Source organism: Erythrobacter sp. K21-9, assembly GCF_055808355.1.
The window spans coordinates 1854705-1881589 of record NZ_CM147866.1; the positions used below are offsets into that span (position 1 = coordinate 1854705).

23 protein-coding genes and 5 pseudogenes are annotated in these 26885 nt (G+C 60.1%); 5 read left to right on the forward strand and 23 right to left on the reverse strand.

What is annotated here, in order from left to right:
• Window positions 1–77 precede the first annotated feature (77 nt).
• The 3 genes and pseudogenes from gltX to AC0L39_RS09410 all read left to right on the forward strand — a co-directional run bounded on the left by gltX (window position 78) and on the right by AC0L39_RS09410 (window position 3063).
• Window positions 78–1503: pseudogene (gltX, locus tag AC0L39_RS09400) on the forward strand (glutamate--tRNA ligase).
• A 38-nt stretch (window positions 1504–1541) separates the two neighbouring features.
• A pseudogene (locus AC0L39_RS09405) lies at window positions 1542–2829 on the forward strand (citrate synthase).
• Window positions 2830–2847: 18 nt separating this feature from the next.
• Window positions 2848–3063 carry a hypothetical protein gene (locus AC0L39_RS09410; protein WP_473257374.1) on the forward strand — a complete coding sequence of 72 codons (216 nt, stop codon included), beginning with the start codon at window positions 2848–2850 and terminating at the stop codon, window positions 3061–3063.
• A gap of 9 nt (window positions 3064–3072) precedes the next feature.
• Here AC0L39_RS09410 and AC0L39_RS09415 read toward each other — a convergent pair whose 3' ends face one another.
• The 4 genes from AC0L39_RS09415 to AC0L39_RS09430 all read right to left on the reverse strand — a co-directional run bounded on the left by AC0L39_RS09415 (window position 3073) and on the right by AC0L39_RS09430 (window position 7110).
• Window positions 3073–4476, reverse strand: coding sequence for a sensor histidine kinase (locus AC0L39_RS09415; RefSeq protein ID WP_473257376.1), 1404 nt, complete (start codon window positions 4474–4476; stop codon window positions 3073–3075).
• A gap of 11 nt (window positions 4477–4487) precedes the next feature.
• Window positions 4488–5456: a hypothetical protein gene (locus AC0L39_RS09420; protein ID WP_473257377.1), complete on the reverse strand. Its 969-nt coding sequence runs from the start codon at window positions 5454–5456 to the stop codon at window positions 4488–4490.
• 324 nt (window positions 5457–5780) lie between these two features.
• Complete coding sequence (locus tag AC0L39_RS09425) at window positions 5781–6614, reverse strand: hypothetical protein (protein WP_473257379.1); 834 nt, start codon at window positions 6612–6614, stop codon at window positions 5781–5783.
• Window positions 6615–6810: 196 nt separating this feature from the next.
• Complete coding sequence (locus AC0L39_RS09430; protein ID WP_473257381.1) at window positions 6811–7110, reverse strand: Hpt domain-containing protein; 300 nt, start codon at window positions 7108–7110, stop codon at window positions 6811–6813.
• Between the two features lie 70 nt (window positions 7111–7180).
• On the opposite strand from AC0L39_RS09430, the gene AC0L39_RS09435 reads away from it, so the two are divergent.
• Complete coding sequence (locus tag AC0L39_RS09435; protein WP_473257383.1) at window positions 7181–8599, forward strand: hypothetical protein; 1419 nt, start codon at window positions 7181–7183, stop codon at window positions 8597–8599.
• Window positions 8600–8690: 91 nt separating this feature from the next.
• Here AC0L39_RS09435 and AC0L39_RS09440 read toward each other — a convergent pair whose 3' ends face one another.
• Window positions 8691–9092: a hypothetical protein gene (locus AC0L39_RS09440; RefSeq protein ID WP_473262480.1), complete on the reverse strand. Its 402-nt coding sequence runs from the start codon at window positions 9090–9092 to the stop codon at window positions 8691–8693.
• Between the two features lie 111 nt (window positions 9093–9203).
• Here AC0L39_RS09440 and AC0L39_RS09445 point away from each other — a divergent pair.
• A pseudogene (locus AC0L39_RS09445) lies at window positions 9204–9741 on the forward strand (ATPase); the annotation flags it as partial.
• Here the strand turns inward: AC0L39_RS09445 and AC0L39_RS09450 are convergent.
• From AC0L39_RS09450 to AC0L39_RS09535, 18 genes and pseudogenes are all read right to left on the reverse strand, one after another.
• Complete coding sequence (locus tag AC0L39_RS09450) at window positions 9738–10028, reverse strand: DUF1467 family protein (protein WP_473257385.1); 291 nt, start codon at window positions 10026–10028, stop codon at window positions 9738–9740. The pseudogene AC0L39_RS09445 and the gene AC0L39_RS09450 sit on opposite strands and share 4 nt — an antisense overlap.
• Window positions 10028–11624 (reverse strand): annotated as a pseudogene (locus tag AC0L39_RS09455) (ribonuclease J). Before AC0L39_RS09455 ends, AC0L39_RS09450 begins: the two are co-directional and overlap by 1 nt.
• A gap of 102 nt (window positions 11625–11726) precedes the next feature.
• Window positions 11727–12518, reverse strand: a complete 792-nt coding sequence (locus tag AC0L39_RS09460) for a type III pantothenate kinase (protein WP_473257387.1) — start codon at window positions 12516–12518, stop codon at window positions 11727–11729.
• 12 nt (window positions 12519–12530) lie between these two features.
• A complete protein-coding gene (locus tag AC0L39_RS09465; RefSeq protein WP_473257389.1) occupies window positions 12531–13256 on the reverse strand; it encodes a biotin--[acetyl-CoA-carboxylase] ligase in 726 nt (241 codons plus the stop codon).
• A complete protein-coding gene (nuoN, locus tag AC0L39_RS09470; protein WP_473257391.1) occupies window positions 13253–14731 on the reverse strand; it encodes an NADH-quinone oxidoreductase subunit NuoN in 1479 nt (492 codons plus the stop codon). Before nuoN ends, AC0L39_RS09465 begins: the two co-directional genes overlap by 4 nt.
• Window positions 14731–16269: an NADH-quinone oxidoreductase subunit M gene (locus AC0L39_RS09475; RefSeq protein ID WP_473257394.1), complete on the reverse strand. Its 1539-nt coding sequence runs from the start codon at window positions 16267–16269 to the stop codon at window positions 14731–14733. Before AC0L39_RS09475 ends, nuoN begins: the two co-directional genes overlap by 1 nt.
• Entirely contained in the window at window positions 16269–18278 is a 2010-nt protein-coding gene (gene nuoL / locus AC0L39_RS09480; RefSeq protein WP_473257396.1) for an NADH-quinone oxidoreductase subunit L, read from the reverse strand. Before nuoL ends, AC0L39_RS09475 begins: the two co-directional genes overlap by 1 nt.
• 6 nt (window positions 18279–18284) lie before the next feature.
• Window positions 18285–18590: an NADH-quinone oxidoreductase subunit NuoK gene (gene nuoK, locus AC0L39_RS09485; RefSeq protein ID WP_473257397.1), complete on the reverse strand. Its 306-nt coding sequence runs from the start codon at window positions 18588–18590 to the stop codon at window positions 18285–18287.
• The gene (locus AC0L39_RS09490; RefSeq protein ID WP_473257399.1) at window positions 18587–19210 is read right to left on the reverse strand and encodes an NADH-quinone oxidoreductase subunit J; all 624 of its coding nucleotides are present in this window, start codon (window positions 19208–19210) and stop codon (window positions 18587–18589) included. Before AC0L39_RS09490 ends, nuoK begins: the two co-directional genes overlap by 4 nt.
• Window positions 19211–19243: 33 nt before the next feature.
• Entirely contained in the window at window positions 19244–19732 is a 489-nt protein-coding gene (gene nuoI / locus AC0L39_RS09495) for an NADH-quinone oxidoreductase subunit NuoI (protein WP_247159176.1), read from the reverse strand.
• Window positions 19729–20775 carry an NADH-quinone oxidoreductase subunit NuoH gene (nuoH, locus tag AC0L39_RS09500; protein WP_473257402.1) on the reverse strand — a complete coding sequence of 349 codons (1047 nt, stop codon included), beginning with the start codon at window positions 20773–20775 and terminating at the stop codon, window positions 19729–19731. The genes nuoI and nuoH overlap by 4 nt, the downstream gene beginning before the upstream one ends.
• Window positions 20772–21038 carry a hypothetical protein gene (locus tag AC0L39_RS09505; RefSeq protein WP_473257403.1) on the reverse strand — a complete coding sequence of 89 codons (267 nt, stop codon included), beginning with the start codon at window positions 21036–21038 and terminating at the stop codon, window positions 20772–20774. The genes nuoH and AC0L39_RS09505 overlap by 4 nt, the downstream gene beginning before the upstream one ends.
• Window positions 21035–23051: pseudogene (gene nuoG / locus AC0L39_RS09510) on the reverse strand (NADH-quinone oxidoreductase subunit NuoG). Before nuoG ends, AC0L39_RS09505 begins: the two are co-directional and overlap by 4 nt.
• Before the next feature lie 219 nt (window positions 23052–23270).
• Window positions 23271–24563, reverse strand: coding sequence for an NADH-quinone oxidoreductase subunit NuoF (nuoF, locus tag AC0L39_RS09515; RefSeq protein WP_473257405.1), 1293 nt, complete (start codon window positions 24561–24563; stop codon window positions 23271–23273).
• Window positions 24550–24738 (reverse strand): hypothetical protein, encoded by a 189-nt coding sequence (locus AC0L39_RS09520; RefSeq protein WP_473257406.1) that lies wholly within the window; start codon window positions 24736–24738, stop codon window positions 24550–24552. Before AC0L39_RS09520 ends, nuoF begins: the two co-directional genes overlap by 14 nt.
• Window positions 24738–25406: an NADH-quinone oxidoreductase subunit NuoE gene (gene nuoE / locus AC0L39_RS09525; RefSeq protein WP_473257408.1), complete on the reverse strand. Its 669-nt coding sequence runs from the start codon at window positions 25404–25406 to the stop codon at window positions 24738–24740. The genes AC0L39_RS09520 and nuoE overlap by 1 nt, the downstream gene beginning before the upstream one ends.
• A complete protein-coding gene (locus AC0L39_RS09530) occupies window positions 25399–25683 on the reverse strand; it encodes a hypothetical protein (protein WP_473257410.1) in 285 nt (94 codons plus the stop codon). The genes nuoE and AC0L39_RS09530 overlap by 8 nt, the downstream gene beginning before the upstream one ends.
• Window positions 25680–26885, reverse strand: coding sequence for an NADH-quinone oxidoreductase subunit D (locus AC0L39_RS09535; protein WP_473257412.1), 1206 nt, complete (start codon window positions 26883–26885; stop codon window positions 25680–25682). The genes AC0L39_RS09530 and AC0L39_RS09535 overlap by 4 nt, the downstream gene beginning before the upstream one ends.

The following is a 26885-nucleotide window of genomic DNA, read 5'->3' on the forward strand; positions in this document are numbered from 1 at the left end:
CAAAGGCACTAACGGCGCATAGCGCATTGTGCTCCCCTTCGCTCCCGTTGGGTGAATTGAAAAGGAATTTGAACGACATGGCAAGCGAAAGTGCAAATGCCCGCGGCGCAGTGGTCACGCGTTTCGCGCCCTCGCCAACAGGCTTCCTGCATATTGGCGGTGCCCGGACCGCGCTCTTCAACTGGCTGTATGCTCGCCATCATGGTGGACGCGCGCTGCTCAGGATCGAGGATACCGACAAGAAGCGCTCCACGCAGGAAGCGATCGACGCGATCATGGACGGACTGGACTGGCTCGGGCTCGATTATGATGAAGCACCGATCTTTCAGTCGGACCGTGCAGAACGCCATGCCGAGGTCGCGCACAAGCTGCTTGCGGCACGGCCAAGCCTATAAATGTTTCGCGACGCCCGAAGAGCTTGAAACCATGCGCAGCGAGCAGCGCGCAAACAAACAGCCCATGCGCTACGATGGGCGCTGGCGCGACCGGGACCCGTCAGAAGCGCCTGCAAATGCGCCCTTCACCGTACGTTTGAAAACAGCGCAGGAAGGCGAGACGACCATTGCGGACGAGGTCCAGGGCGACGTTTCCGTGCGCAATGAAGAGATCGACGACTACATCATCCTGCGCGCCGACGGCACGCCGACATACATGCTCGCCGCCGTTGTCGACGATCACGACATGGGCGTCACGCATGTCATTCGGGGCGATGACCACCTCAACAACGCGTTTCGCCAACTTCCGATCTATCACGCCATGGACACTATCGAAGGCAGTTGGGCGGAGCCGGTCTACGCGCACATTCCGTTGATCCACGGCTCGGACGGGGCGAAACTGTCCAAGCGTCACGGCGCGCTTGGCGTCGATGCCTATCGCGACGAAATTGGTATCCTGTCCGATGCGCTCTTCAATTACCTGCTACGGCTTGGTTGGGGACACGGCGACCGCGAGGAAATCTCTCGCCAAGAAGCGATTGAATTGTTCGATTTGTCCGGCGTCGGAAAGAGCCCTTCGCGCTTCGACATGAAGAAGCTCGAAAACCTGAACGGACATTACATCCGCGAAGCCGATGATGCGATGTTGGCCGAATTGGTCGCCCCCGAGATCGGGGAAGACGTCGATAGGACGCTGTTGGCAAAGGCTATGCCGGTCCTCAAAACCCGAGCCAGGAATACGCACGAACTTGCTGAAGGAGCGGCGTTTTTGTTTGCTTCGCGACCACTCGCCATGACCGAAAAAGCGGCCAAACTGCTTGATGACGAAGGGCGCGCACGGTTGTCAGCCATTTCGGACGCTCTCTACCGCGAAAAGAACTGGACAATCGAGGCTCTCGAAGCCACTACCAAGTCACTTGCAGAGGAACTTGAATTGGGCCTTGGCAAACTTGCGCAGCCAATGCGCGCTGCGCTCACCGGGACGACCACGTCTCCCGGAATTTTCGACGTTCTGGTCCTTCTTGGACGGGAAGAAGCCCTCGCCCGGCTCGACGCACAAGCTGCGTGAGCGGGTTCAAAGGGCAGGAATAGAGCAGGAGACACATCTTGGCTGATCAAAACGCCAAACTTGATATCGGCGGCGAGACCCACGAATTTCCCGTGCTCCAGGGCAGCACCGGACCCGACGTGGTCGATATCCGCAAACTGTACGGTCAGACCGGCAAGTTCACATTCGACCCGGGCTACAAATCGACCGCAAGCTGCGAAAGCGCGTTGACCTATATCGATGGGCAGGAGGGCGTGCTCCTCCACCGCGGCTATCCGATTGGCCAGCTGGCAGAGAATTCCAGCTTCATGGAGGTTTCCTACCTGCTGCTGAACGGCGAGCTGCCGAGCAACGCAGAGCTGGACGACTTCACCTACACCATCACCCGCCACACGATGCTGCATGACCAACTGCGCCAGTTTTACCAAGGCTTTCGCCGCGATGCGCACCCGATGGCGATCATGTGCGGTGTGGTTGGCGCGCTCTCGGCGTTCTACCATGACAGCACCGACATCTCCGATCCCGAGCACCGCAAGATCAGCTCGCACCGCCTGATCGCCAAGATGCCGACGATTGCCGCTGCCGCGTACAAGTATTCGGTCGGTCAGCCGATGATGCAGCCGGACAACTCGCTGAGCTACACCGGCAACTTCCTGCGCATGACTTTCGGCGTTCCGGCGGAGCCCTATGAGGTCATCCCCGAAGTCGAACGTGCGATGGACCGGATTTTCATCCTCCACGCCGATCACGAGCAGAACGCATCGACCTCGACCGTACGACTTGCCGGCTCATCGGGAGCGAACCCTTTTGCCTGTATCGCTGCCGGTATTGCCTGCCTCTGGGGCCCTGCGCACGGCGGCGCCAACGAAGCGGCGCTCAACATGCTCCGCGAAATCGGCACTCCGGACAAGATTCCGCACTATATCGAGCGGGCCAAGGACAAGAACGATCCATTCCGCCTGATGGGCTTTGGCCACCGCGTCTACAAGAACTACGATCCGCGTGCGACTGTCATGCAGAAGACAGTGCGCGAGGTGTTCGACGCGCTGAAGGTCAAGGATCCGGTCTTCGAAACTGCGCTGCAACTGGAAGAGATCGCTCTGAACGATCCGTATTTCCAGGAGAAGAAGCTGTTCCCGAACGTGGATTTCTATTCCGGCATCATCCTGTCGGCGATCGGCTTCCCCACGACCATGTTTACCGCGCTCTTCGCGCTGGCTCGCACCGTGGGCTGGGTGGCGCAATGGAACGAGATGATCTCCGATCCAGGCCAGGTTATCGTACCGTCCACGTCAGCTTTACACCGGTCCGACCGAGCGCGATTACGTGCCGCTCAGCGACCGGTAAACAAGAGGCGAGGTCAATATGGGGCGGTCCCTGATCAGGCTTGCACTGCAGGCTATCGGGGCCGCCCTGATTGTATCTGGCCTCCTCTGGGCGTTGCAGGGTCTGGGAATCGTCATGTGGCCGGCGGAAAGCTTCATGCTCGCCCGGCGCGAATGGGCGCTGTACGGCGCGATCACCGCCGCCATCGGAGCTGCATTGCTAATGATCTCGCACCGGATGGCTCCGCGCGATTGATGCTCAGTCCTAGGCTGCCGGAAGCGTCAGCGTGAAGGTCGCGCCCTCGCCCGATTTGCCAACCGGCGCTGGTTCGACACCAAGCTCGCCGCTCATCGCGAGCGCAAGACGGCGCGAAATATATAGGCCAAGGCCCGAACCGGCATCCTTTCCCCCGTCACTATCGCGCCCGAGGCGTTCGAATTTCCCGAAAATCTTCGCGGCCTGCTCCGCCGATACGCCGTGCCCCTCGTCGGAGACGGAAACGCTTACCGATCCGTTTTCGGCCTCAGTCGTGGTCACCTTTACGGTGCTACCTTCCGGCGAGTAGGCGATCGCATTGCCGATCAGGTTGATCAGGATTTGCAGGACCCTGCGAAACTCGGCTCGCGCGACAGGACCATTGCCTTCACCTGGAAGGTCGAGTGAAATGGCGCGGGATTGGGCGCGAACACCGAGGATACCCGCTGCCCGCCGCGCCGCGTCGCTCAAATTGACTTTTTCGCTGATGGTCGAGAACCCGGGGCTTTCGACGACTTCGAGATCGGCCAAGTCATCGAGCATGCCCGACAGGTGCTGGCCCGCAGTGGCAATGTTGCCCGCATATTCGCTGTATTCAGACCGAAGCGGCCCCGCCAGCTTCGCGCGAATTGTCTCGGCATTGGCAATGATCCGGGCGATCGGTTGGCGCAGGACCGGCGTCAGCGCACTGCCGATCAGGCTCGAATAGGGGCTACCGCCGCCTTCGCCTGTTGACGAACCGTCTTGGGCCAAGGGCTCATCCGCCACCAGCAGCAGCTCGAAACCACGCGGCGCAGTACCCGCCGGACCAATGGGTAAAAGCCGCGCGCGCCAGGTTCGCTCCGATCCCGGTATCTCGCACTGTGCACCGTCGAGCAGCCGCCAATGCAGCGGCTGTTGATGCGCAACGCCGTGCAGGGTGACATAGTCAGTCCAGACTTTGCCCGGCCTTTGCTCCACCGCTGCGTGGAGTTCCTGTGCATCGACGACTTCTGCCGTGAGCAGCCGCAATTTCTGATCCGCATCGAGGCGCGCGGTAATCTCGGCAGCGGCACGGTCGATGATGTCGAGCCGCTCGGCAACGTCGCGGGTCGAGCCGGTTTCGGCTGCGCTGCGCTGCCAGTTTTCTACGAGCAGCTCGCAGCCCCCGCCTTCGCTTTCATCGAGTGGATGCACCCGCACAAATCCGCTCACGACGTCGGCACCGTCGAAGGCGCTGAATTCGCGCGCGATCTTGAGGCCCATTTCGCGGCCCTGCTGAACGAGGTCGAGCAATTCCGGCACCGCCAGTGGACCCGGTACCACACCGCCGCAATTTTCCTGCAGCTCCGCCAACGCATTATCCGCGCTGAGCAGCCGGTCGCGCTCATCCGTAATACCGCGCGCGGCAAGGGTGGCTTCGGGGCGTTCCATCACCGGTCTAGTCACCCAGCATCACGCGCATTGGAATTGGTAAGCAGGACACTGGCCCGTTCTGGGGCAATCGAGCCGATATCGTTCGGCAATCTCTCGGCAGGCTCGAGCATCACGAACTGGCGCTCGATCCCGTCCGCATCTAGACCGACAGCGCGCAGGCTCAATGCGAGGCGCGCAGCCTGGTGTTCATGGCACGCGAGAATGGCAAGCTCACGCGGCTGCTTGCTAAGCGCAGACAATGCGCTGGTGAAAAGCGCAAATCCGGCATGATCGAGTTCAAGTGCAGCAAGGGCACCGCCGCGCATGGACGAGATCAATCGCGCAAGCAGGCCAACCCGGCTCGCGCCTTCGTCATATTGGGACTTTAGCGATTTGATCGCCGGGGCGAGCGCTGGATCGGCGCGGTCATGCCCTTCCCAGCGTTTCAGAACGGCGTGAAACAGTTCAGCTGGCAATTCCGAAAGCGGCAGATCCATCCGGCGCTGGCTTTGTACGAAGCGCGATTGGGCCGCCAGTGCGTTCATCGCGAGCTCGCCGGTCGCAGCGTGATCGGATGCGATCAATTCCTGGAGCAGCGGGCTAAGTATCGGATCGAGCGAACAGCGATGTTCAAGCCGTTCTGCCAGATGCCCTTCCATCGCAAGAGCATAGCAATAGCTCAGGACGATGCTGTCGCTCGCCAGGCGATCGGAGAGACGGTCAATTTGCTTTGGATCGGCATCCCCTCGCGCCGCCCCTGCCTTGGCCGAAAGCAACTGAGAGGCGAGCGAGGAGAGCATCCCGCGCAGCCGGGCAACGATGGCATCGCTTACAAGCGACTGGCCTGAGCTTGCGAGCATATGGGACAGGACGGGCGGAACTCCGCGCAGGGCGCGGTCACCGCGGCAAAGCTCGTCTTTGAGCATCGCCTCGACCGCGGGCACCCTTGCCGTATCGCCGGAGCGATGATCATTTGCATCTGTCGCAATCTTGCCCATTCGGCCGCCTATACACAGACTTGGTTAAGGCCGCGTTAGCCTAGTCCCGGCTCGAGCGCAGCAGCAACTGCGCCAGTGCCGCCAAACCCAAGATCGCGGTTCCCTCTGCCAAAACCCCCAAAACCGCGCACAAAGCGAGGATCGCGAAGTGCAGCGTGTAATCCTGCCAGAACGCGGCGCGCCTCGCACTCGCAGTATGACTGGCAAGATGCATCATGCCAATGGCGAAGAGTGGCAGCGCAAATAGCGCAAAATGTGTTTCATCGCCGCGCAGCGCGAGAACCAGAGTAGGGATCGCAGCTAACGCACTTAAAGCTTTGTTTGTTAGTGGTAATGTAGGTTTTCCTTCACGGTACCGAACAACGCTTTCCTGAGCGATCCCCAAGAATGGCCGAGCGATGCGGCAAATGCCGCTATGGCAGCGGCAGCGACGCCTGCGGCTGCGAAACCAAAGGCAGCGAGCAATGCTGCGGCGAGGAAAATCACGATTGCAGCCGCCGAGCTTGCGATCCCTCCTTGCACAATCCCCTTGGGCGCAAGCGTTCGGGTCAACCGCGCTGCCAGCGCATCGAACGGTGCCGTCCACGGCACAATCTCGGTTTTTTCCTTGATAAGTGCGCTTTGCCGGTCGGCGATGGACGCCTGATTGCTCGCCAAAAGCCAATCGCCCTCCCTTAATCGGTAGAAAGGCAGCGCAGCTGTCGGCGTGCGCCCCTGCAACGCTATCCGCAGCAACAGCGATAGTATCTCTCCGTCCGGCGGAAGGTCGGCAAGCTTCTGCGCATGGGCCGCTCGCATGGCCAAGACACCGGCCCAGCTGCGATCCGCATCGATGCGCTCGAAGTCCTCCGGATAGACGCTCGCGAGGGCGTGGTCGGATGGCACTGTCACCACGGCCTTTGCAGGGCCATGTGCTGGCAGCAGCAATTCCCTGGTGATCTCTTCGTTCACCAGCAGGCCGTCAGCGAGGACGACCAGCAGATCGTCGGCCCGCAGCAGGGCAACCAATTGCAGCGAGCTGCGTACGGTATGAAATTCGTGCCCGAGCGCCTCTACATGTTGCTGGAGCTCAAGAATTTCGGCTGAGGTGCTGTCGCATAGGCAGATGATCCGCTCACAGCCAAGGCTGCGCACCAATTCTGCCTGCCAAACAATCACGCTGCGCCCGCCCAAGGTTAGCCCCGCGCGCAAGCCACCATCCTCGGTTCGTTTACGGGCCGACAGGACGGCAGTTAGCAACGGACAGACCTTTCGAAACAGATCTGTGAGCTACGCGCTTTCTGGCTCGCGCTTCAAGTCAAGCGAGCGCAATTTGCTGCGATTTTTGCGAGGCTGGGCGCAAATTTCGCCGATCTCAGCTGGAAAACTGACCAAGCACGGTTTCGATTTCACGGATCGCTGCTGGTTCGCCCGGTGCGGAACTGAGTGCCTGCTCTGCAGCAACCAGCAAATCTTCAGCATGAAAACTCGCCGCAAGTCCCTTCAGCCGCATGGCGGCCACGTTCCAGTTACCATCGCAGCGCGAGCGCTTGAGCAGGTCAAGCTGTTTGCTGGCGCTCTCGAAAAATGCTCCGCGAAGTTCGCGAATCAAGGCAGCATCGTCTCCCGCGGCAGCCGCCAAAGTCGCGTCCAGAGCTCCGTTTTCATAAGCCATATTAGGAGCATTAGCCCCTACAAGGTTAAAGCAGGGTTTATCCTGACCCTTCCTGTGGTATCAATTGCCCATGACCGCAGGAAACCACATCATTCGCGCAGTCCGCACCAAAGCCGATGGCAGCGACGTCGAAACCGTTGAAGAGGAGCTCGAAATGGCACCTCCACCGCTTGAGCTGGAAGACGAGATCGCACCGGTTTTTGAAACCTATGATGATGATCTTGTATCGGCTCCGCCTCGGTTCAAATGGCTTGTGCCCGCGATTGCGTCCCTTGTGGTATTTGCCTGGACCGCCCTCTATCTCTGGGCGATGAGGGCGGAATTGCTCGGTGCGGCCAATTCCTCGCCTGCACAGTGGACAAGCTGGATCATCGATTGGTCCGTACCCGTGCTTCTTGTCGGCGTTGCCTGGCTGATCGCGATGCGCAATTCCCGGTCCGAAGCGCGGCGCTTTGCCGACACTGCCGCCATGCTCAGCCATGAAAGCGCTCAGCTGGAACAGCGTCTGCATGTCGTCAATCGCGAGCTGAGCGTGGCGCGCGAATTCCTGGGGTCGCAGTCGCTTGAGCTTGAATCCCTTGGCCGGATCGCAAGCGAAAAGCTTTCCTCGCATGCGGCTGAACTGCAGCAATTAATCCGCGACAATGGCGCACAGGTCGACAGGATCGGCAATGCTAGTGATACCGCGCTCAGCAATATGACCAAGTTGCGCGATGATTTGCCGGTGGTCGCCAATTCGGCGCGAGATGCCTCCAACCAGATCGGCAATGCGGGACGGACCGCGAATGAACAGCTCGACAAGCTGATTGCCGGATTTGAACGCCTGAACGAATTCGGTTCCGCTAGCGAGAACCAGGTCAAGGCGCTTGGCCAGCGGGTCGGAGGCACACTCTCGGGTTTCGAGGCGCAGCTCGCTCAGATCGAAAGCCTTGTTACCGAGCGGTTCGAAACGTTGCAGAATCAAGCGGGCGCCTATCGCAGCGAGATTGCCAGCGCGGAAGAACAGACGCTGGGTGCACTGAATGATCGGATTACCCTGCTTCAGGCAGAAACCAAGGCTGTCTCGGCGACGCTCCGCGAGGCCGAAGTCGAGGCGATGGAGCAACTTCATACGTCGAAAGAACGACTTTACGACCAGGTCGGGAAAACCGTCGAATCGCTCGACGAGCTTGACCAGCAAGCGGTGGCCGCCGCTCGCAAGCGCATCAAGGAATTGAACGAAGAGGCCGGCCGTTTCGACGACCTTCTTGCACAGCGGGATCGGCGTTTCATCGAAGAGATGGAACGGCGCCAGGCAGAATTCGAGACACGCGAAGCTCAGGCCAGTGAACTTCTGGCGCAGCGCCTTGCCGGCCTCGATGAAGCGATTGCCGAACGGCGGGAAGCGCAAACGGCAGAAACCGCCAAGCTTGTCGCGCACAGCCAAGATATGACCGAGCAGCTCGACAACCTGGGCGCCCTGATCGGTCGAGATCAGCGAACAAGGTGATCAGACTCGCATTACGCTGACCGATGGAATGAGCGCCCTCGACAAGCAGCTCGAGGAAAAGCGCACGGCACTCGCCGAAACCGAAGCGCAGCTATCGCGGCTTACCGATGCCGGAGTTCGCCTGCTCGAAATCATCCAGTCGAGCGCTCAGCACAGCCGCGAAGAGCTGCCCGATGCGATCAAGGACGCAGCCAACGACCTCGGCGATGTCGAAAGGCGTGCGGCTGCTCTCAGCGGCGTAATGTTCCGTACCAGCCAGCACGGCAATGATCTCAGTACGTATCTCACGAAAACGCAGGAGACCATCAGCGAGACCGACACATCGATCGATGCACTTCAGGCAAAATTGAGCGAGCAATCCGAGGAAACTTTGGCAAAATTGCAGGGTCTGCGCTCCGGATTCGCCAAGCTGTCGGACGAAGGCCGGACACTCGGCGAAGACACGCAGGACACACTGCGCGAAGCCCTTGCCAGCCTGGAGGCTGCCACCCAATCCGCCTTTGCCGCGCTTGACGAAGGCGCGCGTGAAAAGGTCGGTGCACTGGCTGAGAGCATTAGCGGGGAAGCTGTCGAGGCGCTTGAGCGCTCGCTACGCAACCAAAGCGCCGAGACTGTCGGCAAGCTCGAACAGGCCGCGGCGCATGCGTCAGGTGTCGGGCGCGAAGCGGCGGTGCAACTACGCGACCAGCTCGCAAAAGTGAACGAACTGACGGGCAACCTCGAACAGCGCGTCATGCGGGCGCGCGAACTTGCCGAGGAACAGGTGAACAACGACTTTGCTCGACGAATGGCGCTGATCACCGACAGCCTGAATTCCAATGCCATCGACATCACAGCCGCAATCTCGCACGACGTGACCGATACAGCGTGGGATGCCTATCTGAAGGGTGATCGCGGTATTTTCACGCGCCGCGCCGTGCGCTTGGTCGATAGCGGGGAAGCGCGCGAGATCGCAGAGCTTTACCAGACCGACGAGATCGTTCAAGGCGAACGTCTCTCGTTACATCCACGATTTCGAGAAGATGCTTCGCTCCATGCTCTCCACGCGGGACGGCAATGCCCTGGGTGTCACCGTCTTGGGATCGGACATGGGCAAGCTCTACGTCGTGCTCGCTCAGGCAATCGAGCGTTTCCGCGACTAATCGCGCGGGCCGAGCTGGCTCGGGGGTTCGGGAAGAATGTCGAGCGTATCGACCCCGACCCAGCCATATTCGTAGTTCAGCACGAATGCGCTTGTCAGCAGCGCCGATATAATGGTCGCGCGAATGGCGAGTTTGCCCGGGCGAAAGCTGACCGGTGCGCTTTCGGCCTGACCGGGGACCTTTTTGACCCCTGCCTCGTCAGCGGTGCGTACGCCGAAGGGCAGCATCAGGAATGCGGTGATGACCCAGATCAGGAAATAGATCGCGAGTATCGACGTCCACTGCATCAGCGCCGTCCATCCTTCACCCGGCCCGGCATGATGACGCGCACTTGCGGGCTCTTTCCGGACCAACGGCGTGCAGCGCGGCGCGCAGCGAGACGTGCCGCTTCATGCACTGCCGCAGGGTCCTGCGCGCTTTTGCCTTTCAGCTTGCCGATAGCCTTGAGGATATCCTCCTGCGTTTCCTCGATAAAATCGGGCATGTCTTCATCGAGCGGTAGTCCGATGGCCTCGATCGCGGGCGCTTCGCCCCGGTAGAGGGCGACCACTATCACACCTTCATGCGCGATACGGCGGCGCATCGTCACCGCCTCTCCGTCTGCCGGAGTGATGATATCGCCGTCGAGCACGAGGCGGCCATTGCGAACCTGTGCGAGGCGACCGGGCTCACCCGGAGCGAGCCGAACGATATCCCCGTTCGACTGCACGACATTCTGCGGAATGCCGGCGTCCTTACCTACACGCGCTTGTTCGCGCATGTGGCGAATTTCGCCGTGGACCGGCACGAGCACCTCGGGCTGGAGCCATTCGTACAGCGCCTCCAGCTCCGGGCGGCCCGGATGACCGGAAACGTGGATGCCCGCCTGACGGTCGGTCACCATCGTGATCCCGCGCGCGGCCAGCATGTTCTGGATCTTGCCAATCGCGATCTCGTTACCGGGTATCTGGCGTGACGAGAAAAGCACCACGTCACCGCCGGTCAATTCGATCGGATGGTTCTGGTCGGCAATGCGGGACAAGGCGGCGCGGGGCTCCCCTTGCCCGCCCGTCGCAAGGATCAGAACCTCGCCGCGCGGCAGCCGCATCGCCGCATCGAAATCGACCGTCGGGGGAAAATCCTCAAGGTAACCGTTGTCCTGTGCGACTTCGATTATCCGGTCGAGCGAGCGCCCGGCAACGCAGACCTGCCGCCCGGTTTCGCGCGCAACTTCGCCAAGGGTCTGCAGCCGTGCGACATTGCTTGCGAAGGTCGTGACCAGCGCGCGCTTTCCGCTGTGCCTTGCGACCTCTTCCATCAGGGCCTGATGCACGCCCCCTTCGGAGCCCGACGGGTTCGGGTTGAAGACATTGGTGGAATCGCACACGAGCGCGCGCGCCCTCTTCGCCGATTTCGCGCAATTCTTCTTCGGTTGTTGGCTCACCTATGATGGGATCTTCGTCGAGCTTCCAGTCACCGGTGTGGAAGACGCGTCCATAGGGTGTGTCGATCAGCAGGGCGTTGCCCTCTGCAATCGAGTGCGCCAGCGGGATGTAGGTTACGGAGAACGGACCGATGTCGATTTGACCGTGATCCTCCTCGATGATGTTGAGCTTGACTTTGCCGAGCAGGCCCGCCTCTTCGAGCTTGCGCGCCACAAGGTCGGCCGTGAACGGCGTCGCGTAAAGCGGCACGCCGAGCTCCCCTGCAAAGTACGGGACCGCTCCAATGTGGTCTTCATGCGCGTGCGTCAGCACGATGCCAAGCAGATCGCGGGTGCGATCTTCAATGAATTCCAGATCGGCAAAGACGAGGTCGACCCCGGGATATTCGTTTCCGGAGAAGGTCATACCAAGGTCAACCATCAGCCATTTGCCATCGCAACCATAGAGATTGACGTTCATGCCAATCTCGCCAGAGCCGCCAAGGGCGAGGAAGAGGAGTTCTTTTTCGGGTTTGAAGTTCTTTTTCACTTAGTTTTGTAAATCTTTGTATTTGAGTGATAATCAGCTTGATGCCTGCTCTGCCAGAATGGCGAGCCCCTCTATCGTGAGGTCGGCATCGACATGATCGAAAATCTCGGTCGCATCGTCGAACAAAATGGCTAGCCCGCCAGTTGCGACCACTTTTGCTGGACGGCCGATTTCGGATTTCATCCGCTCGACGATGCCTTCCATCATGGCCACATAGCCCCAGAACACACCTATCAGCATCTGATCCTCGGTGTTGCGCCCGATCACACTCTTGGAGTCGGGAGCGCGGATCGCAATGCGCGGTAGCTTTGCCGTCTTGCCCACCAAAGCATCGAGCGAAAGGTTGATCCCCGGCGCGATCGAGCCGCCCTTGTACGTGCCGTTGAAATCGATCGCCTCGAACTTGGTCGCTGTGCCAAAATCGATAACGATCAGGTCGCCTCCATACTTGCGGTGCGCGGCAAGGATATTCAAGGCCCGGTCCGCGCCCAACGAGCTGGGCTGGTCGACGTCGATCTCGAATTGCCATGCCGTCTTGCCCTCGCCCGCCTTTAGCGGGGTGATGCCAAAATACTTCTGTGCAAGAACGCTGAGGTTGTGATCGGCGCGCGGCACGACCGATGCGAAAACGATCTGCGTGATGTCATCGCGGCTCACCCCTTCGATGGAGAGCAATTGCAGCAGCCACACTGCATATTCGTCGCCCGTGCGGCGCGGATCGCTGGCGATGCGCCACCGCGCCCGCGCATCAAAGCCGCCCTTTCCGTTCGGTTCGAACAGTGCAAAGACGACGTTGGTGTTTCCTACATCGGCGGCAAGCAACATTGCGGCCTCTCCCTAGCTTATGTCACCGGCGCGAATGACACGTTCCGCGCCGTCCGCCAAGCGCAGGCGCAATGCCCCGTCACTTTCATCGAGGCCCGCAAAAGTACCTTCGACGAATTCACCGTCTGCGTCATGCACTTTCACCGGTGTGCCCTGCGCGTGAACCGAGTGCCTCAGGAAACGCTGCAGCATTTCCGGCAAGCTCTGCGCACGCCAGCGCGCAAATTGATCCGCGAATGCGCCGGCCAGCTGGCTTGCGAAAACGTCCGATGGGGGCGGCGACATCACGTCAGCGATTGCAGCGGTCTTTCGCTCGTCAAGCGTGGGTGCCTGCGCCAGGTTTACACCAATCCCGACGATGACCTTGCCAGCGACCATTTCAAGCAGGATGCCCGACAGCTTTCCGCCTTCGAGCAGTACGTCGTTCGGCCATTTCAATTCGAGCTTGCCGGCGCCGCCAAGAACCTCGCGAACGGCGTGAAATACCGACAGCGCGGCCACAAAGGACAGGGTCGCGGGCGGGTGGTCCCCGTCCTTCAATGCGACGATCGTGGATCCCATGAAATTGCCGGCGCCATCGAACCATTCGCGGCCCTGTCGCCCTCTCCCCGCAGACTGCCGCTCCGCAACGAGCCAGGCACCTTTGGGCAAGGTCTCACTATTTCGGACCGCATCGGCGAGGTCGGCATTGGTCGACCCTGTCTCGGGGACGATGGTGATTGGAGACGCCGGGTTCAAACTGCCAGGAACAGCGAAGCCGCCGCCTTGTCGGCCAGATCTGTCAGTGACGGCGTCAGCAGGTAGCCGAGCGGAGAGATGATTGCAGCCGTGAGGAAGAGCAGCACCCAGTGCGCCCCGCCGCTCTTGCCAGTTACGACATCGGCCGGTTCATCGAAGAACATGACCTTCACGAACTTGATATAGTAGAATGCACCGATCACGCTCGCCGCGATGGCGATTGCGCCGAAAGCTATCAGTCCTGCCTCGACAGTCGCCTGGAACACAACGAACTTGCTGTAGAAGCCAAGCAGCGGCGGAATGCCTGCGAGGCTGAACATGAACAGCAGCAGGCACCATGCGATGGCGGGCTGAGTCACCGATAGACCGCGAATGTCGGCAAAGGTCTCGAACAGATCGCCCTCATCGTCACGCAGCATCAGCAGCGCGACGAAGGCTCCGATACTCATCGCAACATAGATGAAAATATAGACAAGCATCGCGCTCGCTCCGGCCGCATTGGCGACCGCGAGGCCGAGCAGGATGAAGCCAACATTGTTGATCGAGGAATAGGCGAGCAGGCGCTTGAGGTTTTCCTGTCCGATCGCGCCCAATGCCCCGAAAATGATCGATGCGAGCGCTGCAAACATGACGATTTGCTGCCACGCCAGTTCTTGCTCGCCGAACACATCGAAAACCACGCGAGCGGTCAGGGCAACAGCCGCGACTTTGGGTGCGGTGGCAAAAAAGGTTGTGACGGGCGTCGGGGCGCCTTCATACACGTCAGGCGTCCACATATGGAACGGCACCGCGGCGATCTTGAAGGCCAGTCCTGCGAGGACGAAGATCAGCCCGAACAGCGCGCCGGTTGCCAGCTCCCCGGTAAGCCCTGCGCGGACAGTCGCGAAATCGGTCCCGCCGGTGAAGCCATAAAGCAGGCTCATTCCGTAAAGCAGAATGCCCGATGCCAGCGCTCCTAGAACGAAGTATTTCAGACCCGCCTCTGCCGAGCGTGTGTTACGTCGCAGGATCGCCGCGAGGACGTAGGATGCAAGACTGTTCAATTCGAGGCCGAGATACAGCGTCATGAAATCGCTTGCCGAAACCATGATGCTCATTCCGAGCACGGCGAACAGGATCAGCACCGGATATTCGGCGCGCAATCCGCGTTCGCTGCCCGCAGCCGCGCTGTTGAAGAAGGCTGGCGCGACCATCAGACAGGCGATGGCTGCGAGATAGATCAGCGCCTTGGCAAAAAGCGCAAAGCTGTCGACGCGCATCAGGCCGCCAAATGCAATCGTCTCTGGTCCGTCGGTCCCGAAATGGAGGCCCGGCACAAGCATGAAGCCCGCACCGAACAGAGCCGTGACAGCAGCAATAGCGACAAAGCGCGCTGCCTTGTCGCCGCCCCACGCGGCCACCATCAGCAAGGCAAGTCCTGCGCCGGTGAGCAGCAATTCAGGCGCGATCAACGCGAAGGAAGCTGGAAAGTCCATCAGTGCTCTCCCCCTTCATAGGCAATCGCATTCGCTGCCTCTACGCGGGGAGCACCATCTGCAAGCTGGCTATCATTTGCCGGAGCGGCTGAGGCGATCCGTGCATCGAGTGCGGCAATGTCCGCGCGCATCGGTGCAAGGAAACTCTCGGGATAGACCCCCATCCAGAGGACAGCGGCGGCAATCGGCGCCATCATCGCCCACTCACGCGGCGAAATGTCAGGCATGGCCGCGGCGTCTTCATTCTTTTGCGCGCCAAACGCGACGCGGCGATAGAGATAGAGCATGTAGGCAGCGCCCAGAATGATGCCGGTGGTGCAAACGAACGCCACCCAGGTCGAGGTCTGGTAGATGCCCGCCAGCGCGAGGAATTCACCGATGAAATTGCTGGTCCCCGGCAGTCCGACACTGGCCATCGTGAACAGCAGGAAGAAAGTCGCATAATACGGCATGTTGATGGAGAGCCCGCCATAGCGGTCGATCTCGCGGGTATGCAGCCGATCGTAGATAACGCCGACGCACAGGAACAGCGCGCCCGAGACGAGCCCATGACCGAGCATGATCATCATTGCTCCCTCAAGACCCTGCACATTGAATGCGAACAGGCCCGCCGTCACCAGCGCCATGTGTGCGACAGAGGAATATGCGATCAGCTTCTTCATATCCTGCTGCACCAGCGCAACGAGCGAGGTGTAGACCACCGCCACCATCGACAGCGCGAAGATCAGCCACGCAAGCTCACCGCTTGCATCCGGGAACATCGGAAGGCTGAAACGGATGAATCCGTAGCCGCCCAGCTTGAGCAGCGCGCCAGCAAGGATCACGGAGCCCGCAGTCGGCGCCTGGACGTGCGCGTCGGGGAGCCAGGTATGCACCGGCCACATCGGCATCTTCACCGCAAAACTCGCGAAAAAAGCGAGGAACAGCCAGAACTGCGCCGCGACCGGGAAATCATATTGCATCAGCGTCGGGATGTCGGACGTGCCCGCCTCGGCCACCATCCAGAACATCGCGATCAGCATCAGGACCGATCCGAGCAGCGTGTAGAGGAAGAATTTGTAGCTCGCGTAAATCCGGTTATCGCCTCCCCACACGCCGATAATCAGGTACATCGGGATCAGGCCAGCCTCGAAGAAGATGTAGAACAGGAACAGGTCCTGCGCCGCGAACACGCCGATCATCAGCACTTCCATGAACAGGAATGCACTCATGTATTCGCCGACACGCTTGGTTATCGAAGTCCAGCTCGCCAGAATGCAGATCGGCATCAGGAATACGCTGAGCATGATCAGCATCAGCGCAATACCGTCGATGCCCAGTGCGTAGGAGAAGCCCGCGAACAGCTCGGCCCGTTCGGTGAACTGCCACTGCGCGCCGCCAATGTCGTAATTGGCCCAGAGCAGCGCGCCCAGCGCAAAGGTCGCCAGCGTCGCCGCGAGTGCAATGCCGCGCGCTGCCCCGCCGCCAATGAACAGGCACAGGATGGCGCCCACGAGAGGCACCAGCATCATCGTGGTGAGGATCGGAAAGCCGTCCATTAGAGGAGAACCCAGGTAATTGCCGCGATCAGGCCAAGCAGCATGATCAGCGCGTAAGTGTAGAGATAGCCTGACTGAATCGTCTTGGCCGCGCCCGAGCTGCGCTCGACCACCCAAGCGATACCGTTGGGGCCAAAGCGGTCGATCGTGCCGATATCGCCCAGTTTCCAGAACTGGCGGCCGAGCCAGAAGGCCGGCTTCACAAAGATGCGGTCATAGAGCTCGTCGAAGTACCACTTGTTGTAGACGAAGCGGTGCAGCCACGGGAACGTGGCGACGAATTTCGCCGGAATCTCCGGCTTTGCGATGTAGGCGAGATATGCTCCCACGAAGCCGGTGATCATGACCATGGTCGCGGTGAGCTTCACCCACAGCGGCACGGCGTGAAGCGCGTGGATAAGGTTCTCGTTGAAGTAGACCGAGCCACCCCAGAACGCACCGTTCACGGCATCGGCTGCCCCGTCGATGAACGGATATTTGTAGACGTAGCCCGCAAAGACCGCGCCGATCATCAGCAGCACCAGCGGGACGAGCATCGACCACGGGCTTTCATGCGGCTTGTACCCGCCGGTCGTGTCCTCGCCTGCATCTTGCGGGGTCTTGTGAACGCTGTGCTGGATGTGCTCGCTCTCGATCCAGCGCGGTTTGCCCCAGAAGGTGAGGAACATCAGACGCCAGCTGTAAAAGCTTGTGAGCAGCGCGGCGACCGCGCCCGCCCAGAAGGCGAACTGCGAAATGCCGGTGCCGCGCGCCCATGCCGCCTCGAGAATTGCGTCTTTCGAGTAGAAGCCTGCAAAACCAAAGACGCCGAGCACACCAACGCCGGTGATCGCGAGCGTGCCCGCCATCATCGCCCAGAAGGTTATCGGGATCCGCTTCCTGAGGTCGCCGTAATACCGCATGTCCTGCTCGTGGTGCATCGCGTGGATGACCGAGCCTGCGCCAAGGAACAGCAGCGCCTTGAAGAATGCGTGGGTGAACAGGTGGAACATGGCGACGCCGTAAGCTCCGACGCCAGCAGCGAAGAACATGTAGCCAAGCTGCGAGCAGGTCGAATAGGCGATCACGCGCTTGATGTCCCACTGCGTCGTCCCGATGGTTGCTGCAAAGAAACAGGTCGCAGCACCCACTACGGTCACAATGGCGAGCGCTGTCGGTGCGGTCTCGAACATTGGCGACAGGCGGCAGACCATGAACACGCCTGCAGTCACCATCGTTGCCGCATGGATCAGCGCGGAGACCGGCGTCGGCCCTTCCATCGCGTCGGGCAACCAGGTGTGGAGGAACAGCTGCGCCGACTTACCCATCGCACCGATGAACAACAGGATGCACAGTATATCCATTGTATAGAGGCGCATTCCGAGGAAGCCGATCGTCGTGCCCGACATCGCAGGCGCGGCCTCGAGGATTTCTGTGATCGAGGTCGTCTGGAACACCAGGAACGTGCCGAAGATACCGAGCATGAAGCCAAGATCGCCCACGCGATTCACCACGAAAGCCTTGATCGCGGCGGCGCTGGCGCTCGGTTTCTTGAACCAGAAGCCGATCAGCAGGTACGAGGCCAGCCCCACCCCTTCCCATCCGAAGAACATCTGGACGAGATTGTCGGCTGTCACGAGCATCAGCATCGCGAAGGTGAAAAGCGAAAGATACGCAAAGAAGCGCGGCTGATCCTCGTCCTCCTCCATGTACCCCCACGAATAGAGGTGCACGAGCGCAGAAACCGAGTTGATGACGACCAGCATCACGGCGGTCAGCGCATCGACGCGCAGCGCCCAGTCGAACGTCATGTCGCCGGACTGCACCCATTTGAGTACGGGCACGACTTCTGCGGTCGCGCCTCCGCCGAGGAAGCCGAGGAAAATAGGCCAGCTCAGCGCAGCCGAGACGAACAGCGCGCCGGTCGTGATCGACTTGGCGAACACGCTGGGCGCGTTCTTGTTGACCAGCCCCGCGATGATCGACGCGAGCAGCGGCAGGAAGACGATAAGGAGGATCTGGGTCTGCACCGGTGCTTATCCCTTCATCCGGTTCACATCGTCGACCGCGATTGTGCCGCGACCTCGGAAATAGATGACGAGGATCGCGAGCCCGATGGCCGCTTCAGCCGCTGCAACAGTCAGCACCAGCATCGCGAAAACTTGGCCAACGAGGTCGTTCATGAACGCGCTGAATGCGACGAGATTGATGTTCACCGCGAGCAGGATAAGTTCGATCGCCATCAGAATGACAATCACGTTCTTGCGATTGAGGAAGATACCCAACACGCCGAGCACGAACAGGATCGCGCCGACGACGAGGTAATGCTCTACGCCGATCATAGCTCGACCCCCTGCCCGGTTTCCGGGTTCTTCATGACGGTTGCCTCTTCGGGACGGCGCGCGATCTGCTTGCCAACATCCTGACGGCCGCGCGCACCCGGCTTGGGCGGTTGGAAGGTCAGGACGATGGCGCCAATCATGGCGACCAGCAGGATGATGCCGGCGATTTCGAACAGCAGGATGTATCGGCCATAGAGCAGGCCGCCGATTGCCTCGATATTACTCTGCCCAACACCTTGAGTTGCGGCGCCATCGGGCGTGCCGAGTTCCAGCCCGCCCGCATTGTACGCGCCGATGCCCAGGAACAGCTCTGCCAGCAGGATCGCGGCAATCGCAATTCCGAGCGGGAAATTCTTGATGAAGCCTGCGCGCATGGCGGCGAAATCGATGTCGAGCATCATGACCACGAACAGGAACAGCACCGCGACCGCCCCCACATAAACGATCACCAGCAGCATCGCGATGAACTCTGCTCCGACGAGCACCATCAGGCCCGCCGCGTTGAAAAAGGCGAGGATCAGCCACAGGACGCTGTGCACCGGGTTGCGCGACATGATGACCATGACCGCGCTTGCGATGACGAGCCCTGCGAACAGGTAGAAGGCTATTGCTTGAATCATGAGTCTGAGATTTTCTGCCCCTAGCGCGCGCCCTTAACGGTAGGGTGCGTCGGCTTCAAGATTGGCCGCGATGGCCCGTTCCCATTTGTCACCATTCGCGAGCAGCTTGGCCTTGTCATAAAGCAGTTCCTCGCGGGTTTCGGTGGCGTATTCGAAGTTCGGTCCCTCGACCACGGCATCGACCGGGCAGGCTTCCTGGCAGAACCCGCAATAGATGCATTTCGTCATGTCGATGTCGTAACGCGTGGTGCGGCGGCTGCCGTCCTCGCGCGGTTCACTCTCGATGGTGATTGCCTGCGCCGGGCAGACAGCCTCGCACAGCTTGCAGGCAATGCAGCGTTCCTCGCCATTGGGATACCGGCGCAGCGCATGCTCGCCGCGAAAACGCGGGGACAGGGGCGATTTCTCGAAGGGATAGTTGATCGTCACCTTGGGCTTGAAGAAATACTTCAAGGTCAGCGCGTGCGCCTTGAGGAATTCCCACAGGGTGAACGATTTGAGGAGCTGGGTTGCGGTGGTCATGAGAAATGCCCTGTGGCCATAAGGTAGCCGGAAATAAGAGCCACAAAGATCAGGCTCATTGGAAGGAACACTTTCCAGCCAAGCCGCATCAGCTGGTCGTAGCGGTACCGCGGCACGGTCGCCCAGATCCAGCTGAACATGAAGAAGAACATGAAGGTCTTGAGCAGGAACCACACAATCCCCGGCACCCAATACAGCGGCGCCCATTCAACAGGCGGCAGCCACCCGCCCATGAATAGCAGCGTGCACAGCGAGCACATCAGCAGGATGTTGGCGTACTCACCAAGCCAGAACAGCGCAAAGCTCATGCTGGAATATTCAGTCTGATACCCGGCGACGAGTTCGGATTCCGCCTCGGTCAGGTCGAACGGCGCGCGTGCGGTCTCTGCCAGCGCCGAGATGAAGAACACCACGAACATCGGGAACAGCAGCGGATTGATGAAGAAGCCATTGATAAAGCCGAGGCCGTGGCCCTTCTGTGCCATCACGATGCCGCTCATGTTGAACGTGCCCGCAAACAGCACGACGCACACCAGCACAAAGCCGATGGAAACCTCGTAGGAGATCATCTGCGCTGCCGCGCGCATGGCGGAGAAGAACGGGTATTTTGAGTTCGAAGCCCACCCGCTCATCACCACGCCGTAGACGCCGAGCGAGCTGATCGCGAGGATGTAGAGCAGGCCGACATTGATGTCCGACACCACTACTCCCGCATCGAACGGGATCACCGCCCACGCGGCAAGCGCTACGGTGAAGGTAATGATCGGCGCGAGCAGGAAGATGCCCTTGTTTGCAGCCGACGGGATGATGGTTTCTTGCAGGAAAACCTTCAAGCCATCAGCAAAACTCTGCAGCAAGCCAAAAGGGCCAACCACATTAGGTCCGCGCCGCATCATGATCGCGCCCAGCACTTTGCGGTCGACATAGATCACCATCGCGACCGAGAACATGACGAGCAGCGAGATCGTGATGATCCCGACCAGCGTAGCTGCGGTCCAGGCCCACTCGTAGGAGAGGCCGAGGTTCTGGAAGAATTCGGTCACTCGCCCGGACCTTTCATCTTGTCGTAGATGGCAATCAGGATCTGAAGCAGAGCGCCGTTGGCCGCGACATAGATTGTTTCCGTGGCAGCGCTATAGAGTGCGACACTCTTCTGGTAGGTCTCGAGGTTCGCAAAGCTTGCGTCAGGATAGGACATCGCTTTGAGCCCCATCCAGGAATTGGCAAGGTTCCACGCGAACAGCAGCGCTGCAAATCCATAGAACACAAAGGGCAATCGCCTGAGAAACTGGGGAAGCTGGCTCATTCCGCAGCCTCCTTGATCTCATCCGCGTGAAGCAGTTCAGCCGAGCATTGCTGCATCACCGCGCTCGCACGGGCTATCGGGTTGGTGAGGTAGAAGTCCGCGATCGGATAGGCGCTGATCGAGCCTTCTGCCTTGGCGCTGCTATCGGCCTTGGGAATCGCGCCGTAATCGGCCAGCCCTTCTTCGCCAAGTGCCGGGACTGCCTTGATCATGGCCGCTTGCAATTCAGCAAAGCTGTCAAAACCCACATTCACGCCCAGCGCATCGGCCAATGCGCGCAGGATCGTCCAGTCCTCGCGCGCATCACCCGGTGCAAAGACTGCCTTTTCGGCAAATTGCGCGCGGCCTTCAGTGTTGACGTATGTGCCGTCTTTTTCGGCATAGCTCGCCGCTGGCAGGATGATATCCGCCATATGCGCGCCTTTATCTCCGTGGTGGCCGATATAGACCTTGAGGCTGTCAGCGAACGGTTCATAATCCATCTCGTCCGCGCCTAGGCTCAGCAGCACTTTGGGAGCCTTTGCAGCGATGTCCGCCATGCCGCCTTCAACGGTAAAATCGAGCATCAGCGAGCCCATTCGCGCTGCGCTCATGTGCAGAACATTGAACCCGTTCCAACCGTCTTTGACGAGGCCAAACTTGTCGGCGAGCTTGAGCGCCGGTGCGAGCGCACCCTTCGCCAGCGCTGCACCGCCAAGGATGACGTACCGGACGCTCCGCATCCTTCATCGCATCGCCCAAAGACTTGGGCGCGCGGTTTAAAACCTTGAGGTCCTCACCAAGGAATTCAGCCGGATAGGTCGTCTCCCATTCCGGACCGACCACGAATACCTTCGCCCCGGCCTTCACAGCCTTGCGAATGCGAGCATTTACGAGCGCGGCTTCCCAGCGGATGTGCGAGCCGACAATCAGGATCGCGTCTGCGGTTTCGATCCCGGCCAGTGTCGAGTTGAAATTGACCGCTGCGATATTGCTGACGTCATATGTCATGCCGGTCTGACGCGCTTCAACCTGAGTGGAGCCGCATGCCTTCAGCAAGGTCTTGGCGGCAAACATCGTCTCGCAATCGACCATGTCGCCCGCGACGGCAGCAATGGACGATTTTTTACCTTCAAGCTGCGCAGCAATGGCGTCAAACGCCTCGTTCCATTGCGCGGCCTGCAACTTGCCGCCCTTGCGCATGAACACCTTGTCGAGGCGGCGCTTGGACAGGCCATCGACCTGATAGCGTCCCTTATCTGACAGCCATTCCTCGTTGACGTCATCATTGATGCGCGGAAGTGCGCGCATGACTTCGCGGCCCTTCGAATGCAGCGAGATGTTCGCGCCCACCGCGTCCGATACGTCGATGCTGAGCGTGCGCTTCAGCTCCCACGGACGCGCTTCGAACGCATAGGGCCGCGACGTCAGAGCGCCGACCGGGCAAAGGTCGATAACGTTGGCCGAAAGCTCGTGTGCAGCCGCCTGTTCGAGATAGGTCGTGATCTGCATGTCCTCGCCGCGATACAGCGCGCCGATTTCGTCCACGCCCGCGATCTCTTCCGAGAAACGCGCGCAGCGGGTGCAGTGGATGCAGCGGGTCATGATCGTCTTGATCAGCGGACCCATATATTTCTCGGTCACCGCGCGCTTGTTCGCGTTATAGCGGGAATCGCCGCGACCATAGGCGACCGCCTGGTCCTGCAAATCGCACTCGCCGCCCTGATCGCAGATCGGGCAATCGAGCGGGTGGTTGATGAGCAGGAATTCCATCACGCCTTCACGGGCCTTTTTGACCATCGGCGTGTCGGTGCGGATTTCCTGATTATCGGCCACGGGCAGCGCGCAGGAGGCCTGCGGCTTTGGCGGCCCCGGCTTCACTTCGACCAGACACATGCGGCAATTGCCCGCGATGGACAGGCGCTCGTGATAGCAGAAACGCGGGATTTCCTTACCTGCAAGCTCACACGCCTGCAGCACTGTGGCGCCTGCCGGGACTTCGATTTCTTCGCCGTCTACGGTGACTTTAGGCATTGGGCACCTCAGATTTCTCGCTACGATCTCGAACGAGCCAAGCAGTCAATGCAAGAGCTACACTAGGCAAAAAAACGAGAACAACTACGGGCACGACGCCAACCAAGTCATTCCGTGTACCTACGGTAAATGCCAAAAAGATCATAAAGACTGTAAGGATAGTTCCTCCGACAGCCCACGCGCCGGCTAAAATGACGCATAAATCGTTTACAAGCTTATTCACTCCGCCGCCTCCGCGAATTTCGCGTTGTGTTCGTGAATGCGTTTCTCGAGCTCGGGGCGGAAGTGGCGGATGAGGCCCTGGATCGGCCATGCCGCCGCATCGCCCAGCGCGCAAATCGTGTGGCCTTCGACCTGCTTGGTCACTTCGTGCAGCATGTCGATTTCCTCGATCGCGGCGTCGCCGGTGCGCAGGCGCTCCATCATGCGCCACATCCACCCGGTGCCTTCACGGCAGGGTGTGCACTGGCCGCAGCTTTCATGCTTGTAGAAATACGAGATGCGGCTGATCGCGCGCACGATATCGGTCGATTTGTCCATCACGATAACCGCTGCCGTGCCGAGGCCCGATCCGAGTTCCTTCAGCCCGTCGAAATCCATCGGCGCGTCCATGATCTCCTTGGCCGGGACAAGGGGAACCGAGGATCCGCCGGGGATCACTGCGAGCAGATTGTCCCAGCCACCGCGAATACCGCCGCAATGCTTCTCGATCAGCTCGCGAAAGGGGATACTCATCTCTTCTTCGACGACGCAGGGCTGCTGAACATGGCCGCTAATCTGGAACAGCTTGGTCCCGTGATTGCCCTCGCGTCCGAAGCCGGCAAACCAGTCGCCGCCGCGCCGCAGGATCGTCGGGACGACCGCAATGCTCTCGACATTGTTGACCGTGGTCGGGCAGCCATAAAGGCCCGCGCCTGCCGGGAAAGGCGGCTTTAGGCGCGGCTGTCCCTTTTTGCCTTCGAGGCTTTCGATCATCGCGGTTTCTTCGCCGCAGATATAAGCGCCCGCGCCGCGGTGCATGAAGACGTCGAAATCGTAGCCCGAACCGCTGGCATTCTTGCCGATCAACCCAGCGTCATAAGCCTCGTCGATGGCCTTTTGCAGCGTTTCCGCCTCGCGGATATATTCGCCGCGAATGTAGATATAAGCGGCGCGTGCGCGCATCGCGAAACCGGCGACGAGCGCGCCTTCGATCAGCTTGTGCGGATCGTGGCGGATGATCTCGCGGTCCTTGCACGAACCCGGTTCGGATTCGTCGGCATTGATGACCAGAAAGCTCGGGCGGCCATCCTTGCTCGACTTAGGCATGAACGACCATTTGAGGCCGGTCGGAAAACCTGCCCCGCCCCGCCCGCGCAGGCCCGACGCCTTCATCTCTTCGATGATCGCGTCTTGACCACGCTCGATCAGCGCCTTGGTGTTGTCCCAATCGCCCCGCGCCTGCGCCGCCTTCAGGCCCCAGTCCTGGAAGCCATAGACGTTTGTGAAGATGCGATCCTTATCGGCCAGCATCACTCGTTTCCTTCTTCCTTGCCAGACGAAGCTGACGCAGACACAATATCTGGCAGAGCAGGCCCGCACCCATGAGGGCGATGCCCGATTCCCTGTCGCCAGTCGCGGCGAGATACGCCCCGGCAAAAAAGCCGGCGAGGCCCGCTACGGCCAGAGCTATTGTCGTGCCGTTCATCACCACTCACCTCGGTAATCGTGGTTGGCATCGACCATTTCCTTGAGCGTGGTCGGGCCGCCCTTGGGCTCGGACGTGCGCCGCCCCGGCTCTTGCGTGCCCACCTTGGGTTGCTCACCCTTGGCCAGCGAGTCGAGCACGGCGTCGAGCCTCTCGACGGTCAGGTCCTCGTAATTGTCGTCGTTGATCTGCACCATCGGCGCGGTCGCGCAATTCCCCATGCATTCGACTTCGGTGAGGGTCCACAGGCCGTCTTCGGAGACTTCGCCCTTCGCCATGCCGCGCGATTTGCATGCAGCGATGATGTCGTCCGAGCCGCGCAGCATGCACGGCGTCGTGCCGCAGACCTGCACATGGAATTTTCCGACAGGCTTCATGTTGTACATGAAGTAGAACGTCGCGACTTCGAGCGCGCGGATCACCGGCATGTCGAGATATTGCGCGACATATTCGATCACCGGCAGCGGCAGCCAGCCCTGCATATCGGTTTCCTCGCCGACCTGCCGCTGCGCAAGGTCGAGCAGCGGCATCACCGCCGATTTCTGGCGTCCTTCAGGATACTTGGCGATGTGCCAGTCCGCCTTGGCGCGGTTTTCCTTCGTCCATTCGAAGGAACCCCAGCGCTCGCGCAGTTCGGGCGTATCGGGTGCGGGAGTACGGTCAGCCATTGCTCGCCGATACCTTTCGATAAAGCGCGTCGCCACTCTTGGCGTGTTCCAGACGTATGCGGCGATGTCCCAATGCTAAAAGAAGAGGCGCGAAAACGAAGACAAAAATTCCGGGAAGCACTTTCAGACTTGCCTCGAAATTTTGGAAGAACGCGATTGCGTATGTAAAACCAAAGAACGCGGCGAAGCCGAAGCCAATAATTTCCCAAGCCGCCTTCGGTTTTCTCGTTTGGTAGCGGCGATGAGCAAATCGCCAAAATGTTTGTCGAAGACTCACCGGTCGCACTCCCCGAACACAACGTCGATCGCGCCCAGGATCGCGGTCGCGTCGGGCAGCATGTGGCCCTTGCTCATGAAGTCCATCGCCTGGAGGTGGCTGAAGGCGGTCGGGCGGATCTTGCAGCGGTATGGCTTGTTGGTGCCATCGCTGACGAGGTAAACACCGAACTCGCCCTTGGGGCTTTCGGTTGCGACGTAGACTTCGCCTTCGGGCACGTGGAAGCCTTCGGTATAAAGCTTGAAGTGGTGGATCAGGCTTTCCATCGACTGCTTCATCTCGCCGCGTTTGGGCGGGACGATCTTGTTGTCGCTGCTGGCAACCGGCCCCTCAGGCATATCGCGCAGGCACTGCTTGATGATCTTGGCGCTTTCGCGCACTTCCTTCACGCGCACCATGAAGCGGTCGTAGCAGTCCGAATTTGTGCCGACCGGGATGTCGAAGTCCATGCGATCATAAACATCGTAAGGCTGCGATTTGCGTAAATCCCACGGAATGCCGGCGGCACGTATCATCGGACCGCTAAAGCCCCATGCGACCGCATCCTCGCGGCTGACCACGGCGATATCCACATTGCGCTGTTTGAAAATGCGGTTGTCCATGACAAGGCTCATCGCGTCGTCGAACAGCTGGAAGAACCGGTTGTCGAGCCAGTCGCCAATATCGACCAGCAGCTTCTCCGGAACGTCCTGGTGCACGCCGCCGGGCCGGAACCAGGCCGAGTGCATCCGCGCACCGGAAGCCCGCTCGAAGAAATTCATGCAATCTTCGCGCAGGTCCATGATCCACAGGTTCGGGGTGAATGCGCCGACGTCAAGCACGTGCGCGCCCATGTTGAGCATGTGGTTGCAGATGCGAGTCAGCTCGGCGAACAACACGCGAAGGTATTGCGCGCGCTCGGGCACTTCGAGGTTCAGCAGCTTCTCGATCGCGAGCACATAGGAGTGCTCCTGACACAGCGGCGAGCAGTAATCGAGGCGGTCGAAATATGGCAGCGCCTGCAAGTAAGTCTTCTGCTCGATCAGCTTTTCCGTGCCGCGATGAAGCAGACCGACATGCGGGTCGATCCGCTCGATGACCTCGCCGTCAAGCTCCATGACCATGCGCAACACGCCGTGCGCCGCAGGATGCTGAGGGCCGAAATTGATCGTGTAATTGGTGATGACATTGCCATCGGTGGTGGGCGATTCTTCGATCTGCAT

Excerpts from the sequence above, each read along its gene's own strand:
- nuoI (WP_247159176.1), bottom strand. The coding sequence starts at position 19,732 with ATGACCACCGCAACCCAGCTCCTCAAATCGTTCACCCTGTGGGAATTC.
- AC0L39_RS09535 (WP_473257412.1), bottom strand. The coding sequence starts at position 26,885 with ATGCAGATCGAAGAATCGCCCACCACCGATGGCAATGTCATCACCAAT.
- AC0L39_RS09410 (WP_473257374.1), top strand. The coding sequence starts at position 2,848 with ATGGGGCGGTCCCTGATCAGGCTTGCACTGCAGGCTATCGGGGCCGCC.
- nuoK (WP_473257397.1), bottom strand. The coding sequence starts at position 18,590 with ATGATCGGCGTAGAGCATTACCTCGTCGTCGGCGCGATCCTGTTCGTG.
- AC0L39_RS09420 (WP_473257377.1), bottom strand. The coding sequence starts at position 5,456 with ATGGGCAAGATTGCGACAGATGCAAATGATCATCGCTCCGGCGATACG.
- AC0L39_RS09505 (WP_473257403.1), bottom strand. The coding sequence starts at position 21,038 with ATGAGCCAGCTTCCCCAGTTTCTCAGGCGATTGCCCTTTGTGTTCTAT.
- AC0L39_RS09450 (WP_473257385.1), bottom strand. The coding sequence starts at position 10,028 with ATGCAGTGGACGTCGATACTCGCGATCTATTTCCTGATCTGGGTCATC.
- AC0L39_RS09415 (WP_473257376.1), bottom strand. The coding sequence starts at position 4,476 with ATGGAACGCCCCGAAGCCACCCTTGCCGCGCGCGGTATTACGGATGAG.
- AC0L39_RS09520 (WP_473257406.1), bottom strand. The coding sequence starts at position 24,738 with ATGAACGGCACGACAATAGCTCTGGCCGTAGCGGGCCTCGCCGGCTTT.
- AC0L39_RS09460 (WP_473257387.1), bottom strand. The coding sequence starts at position 12,518 with ATGTTGCTTGCCGCCGATGTAGGAAACACCAACGTCGTCTTTGCACTG.
- nuoF (WP_473257405.1), bottom strand. The coding sequence starts at position 24,563 with ATGCTGGCCGATAAGGATCGCATCTTCACAAACGTCTATGGCTTCCAG.
- AC0L39_RS09430 (WP_473257381.1), bottom strand. The coding sequence starts at position 7,110 with ATGGCTTATGAAAACGGAGCTCTGGACGCGACTTTGGCGGCTGCCGCG.
- AC0L39_RS09435 (WP_473257383.1), top strand. The coding sequence starts at position 7,181 with ATGACCGCAGGAAACCACATCATTCGCGCAGTCCGCACCAAAGCCGAT.
- AC0L39_RS09490 (WP_473257399.1), bottom strand. The coding sequence starts at position 19,210 with ATGATTCAAGCAATAGCCTTCTACCTGTTCGCAGGGCTCGTCATCGCA.
- nuoE (WP_473257408.1), bottom strand. The coding sequence starts at position 25,406 with ATGGCTGACCGTACTCCCGCACCCGATACGCCCGAACTGCGCGAGCGC.
- AC0L39_RS09475 (WP_473257394.1), bottom strand. The coding sequence starts at position 16,269 with ATGGACGGCTTTCCGATCCTCACCACGATGATGCTGGTGCCTCTCGTG.
- nuoN (WP_473257391.1), bottom strand. The coding sequence starts at position 14,731 with ATGGACTTTCCAGCTTCCTTCGCGTTGATCGCGCCTGAATTGCTGCTC.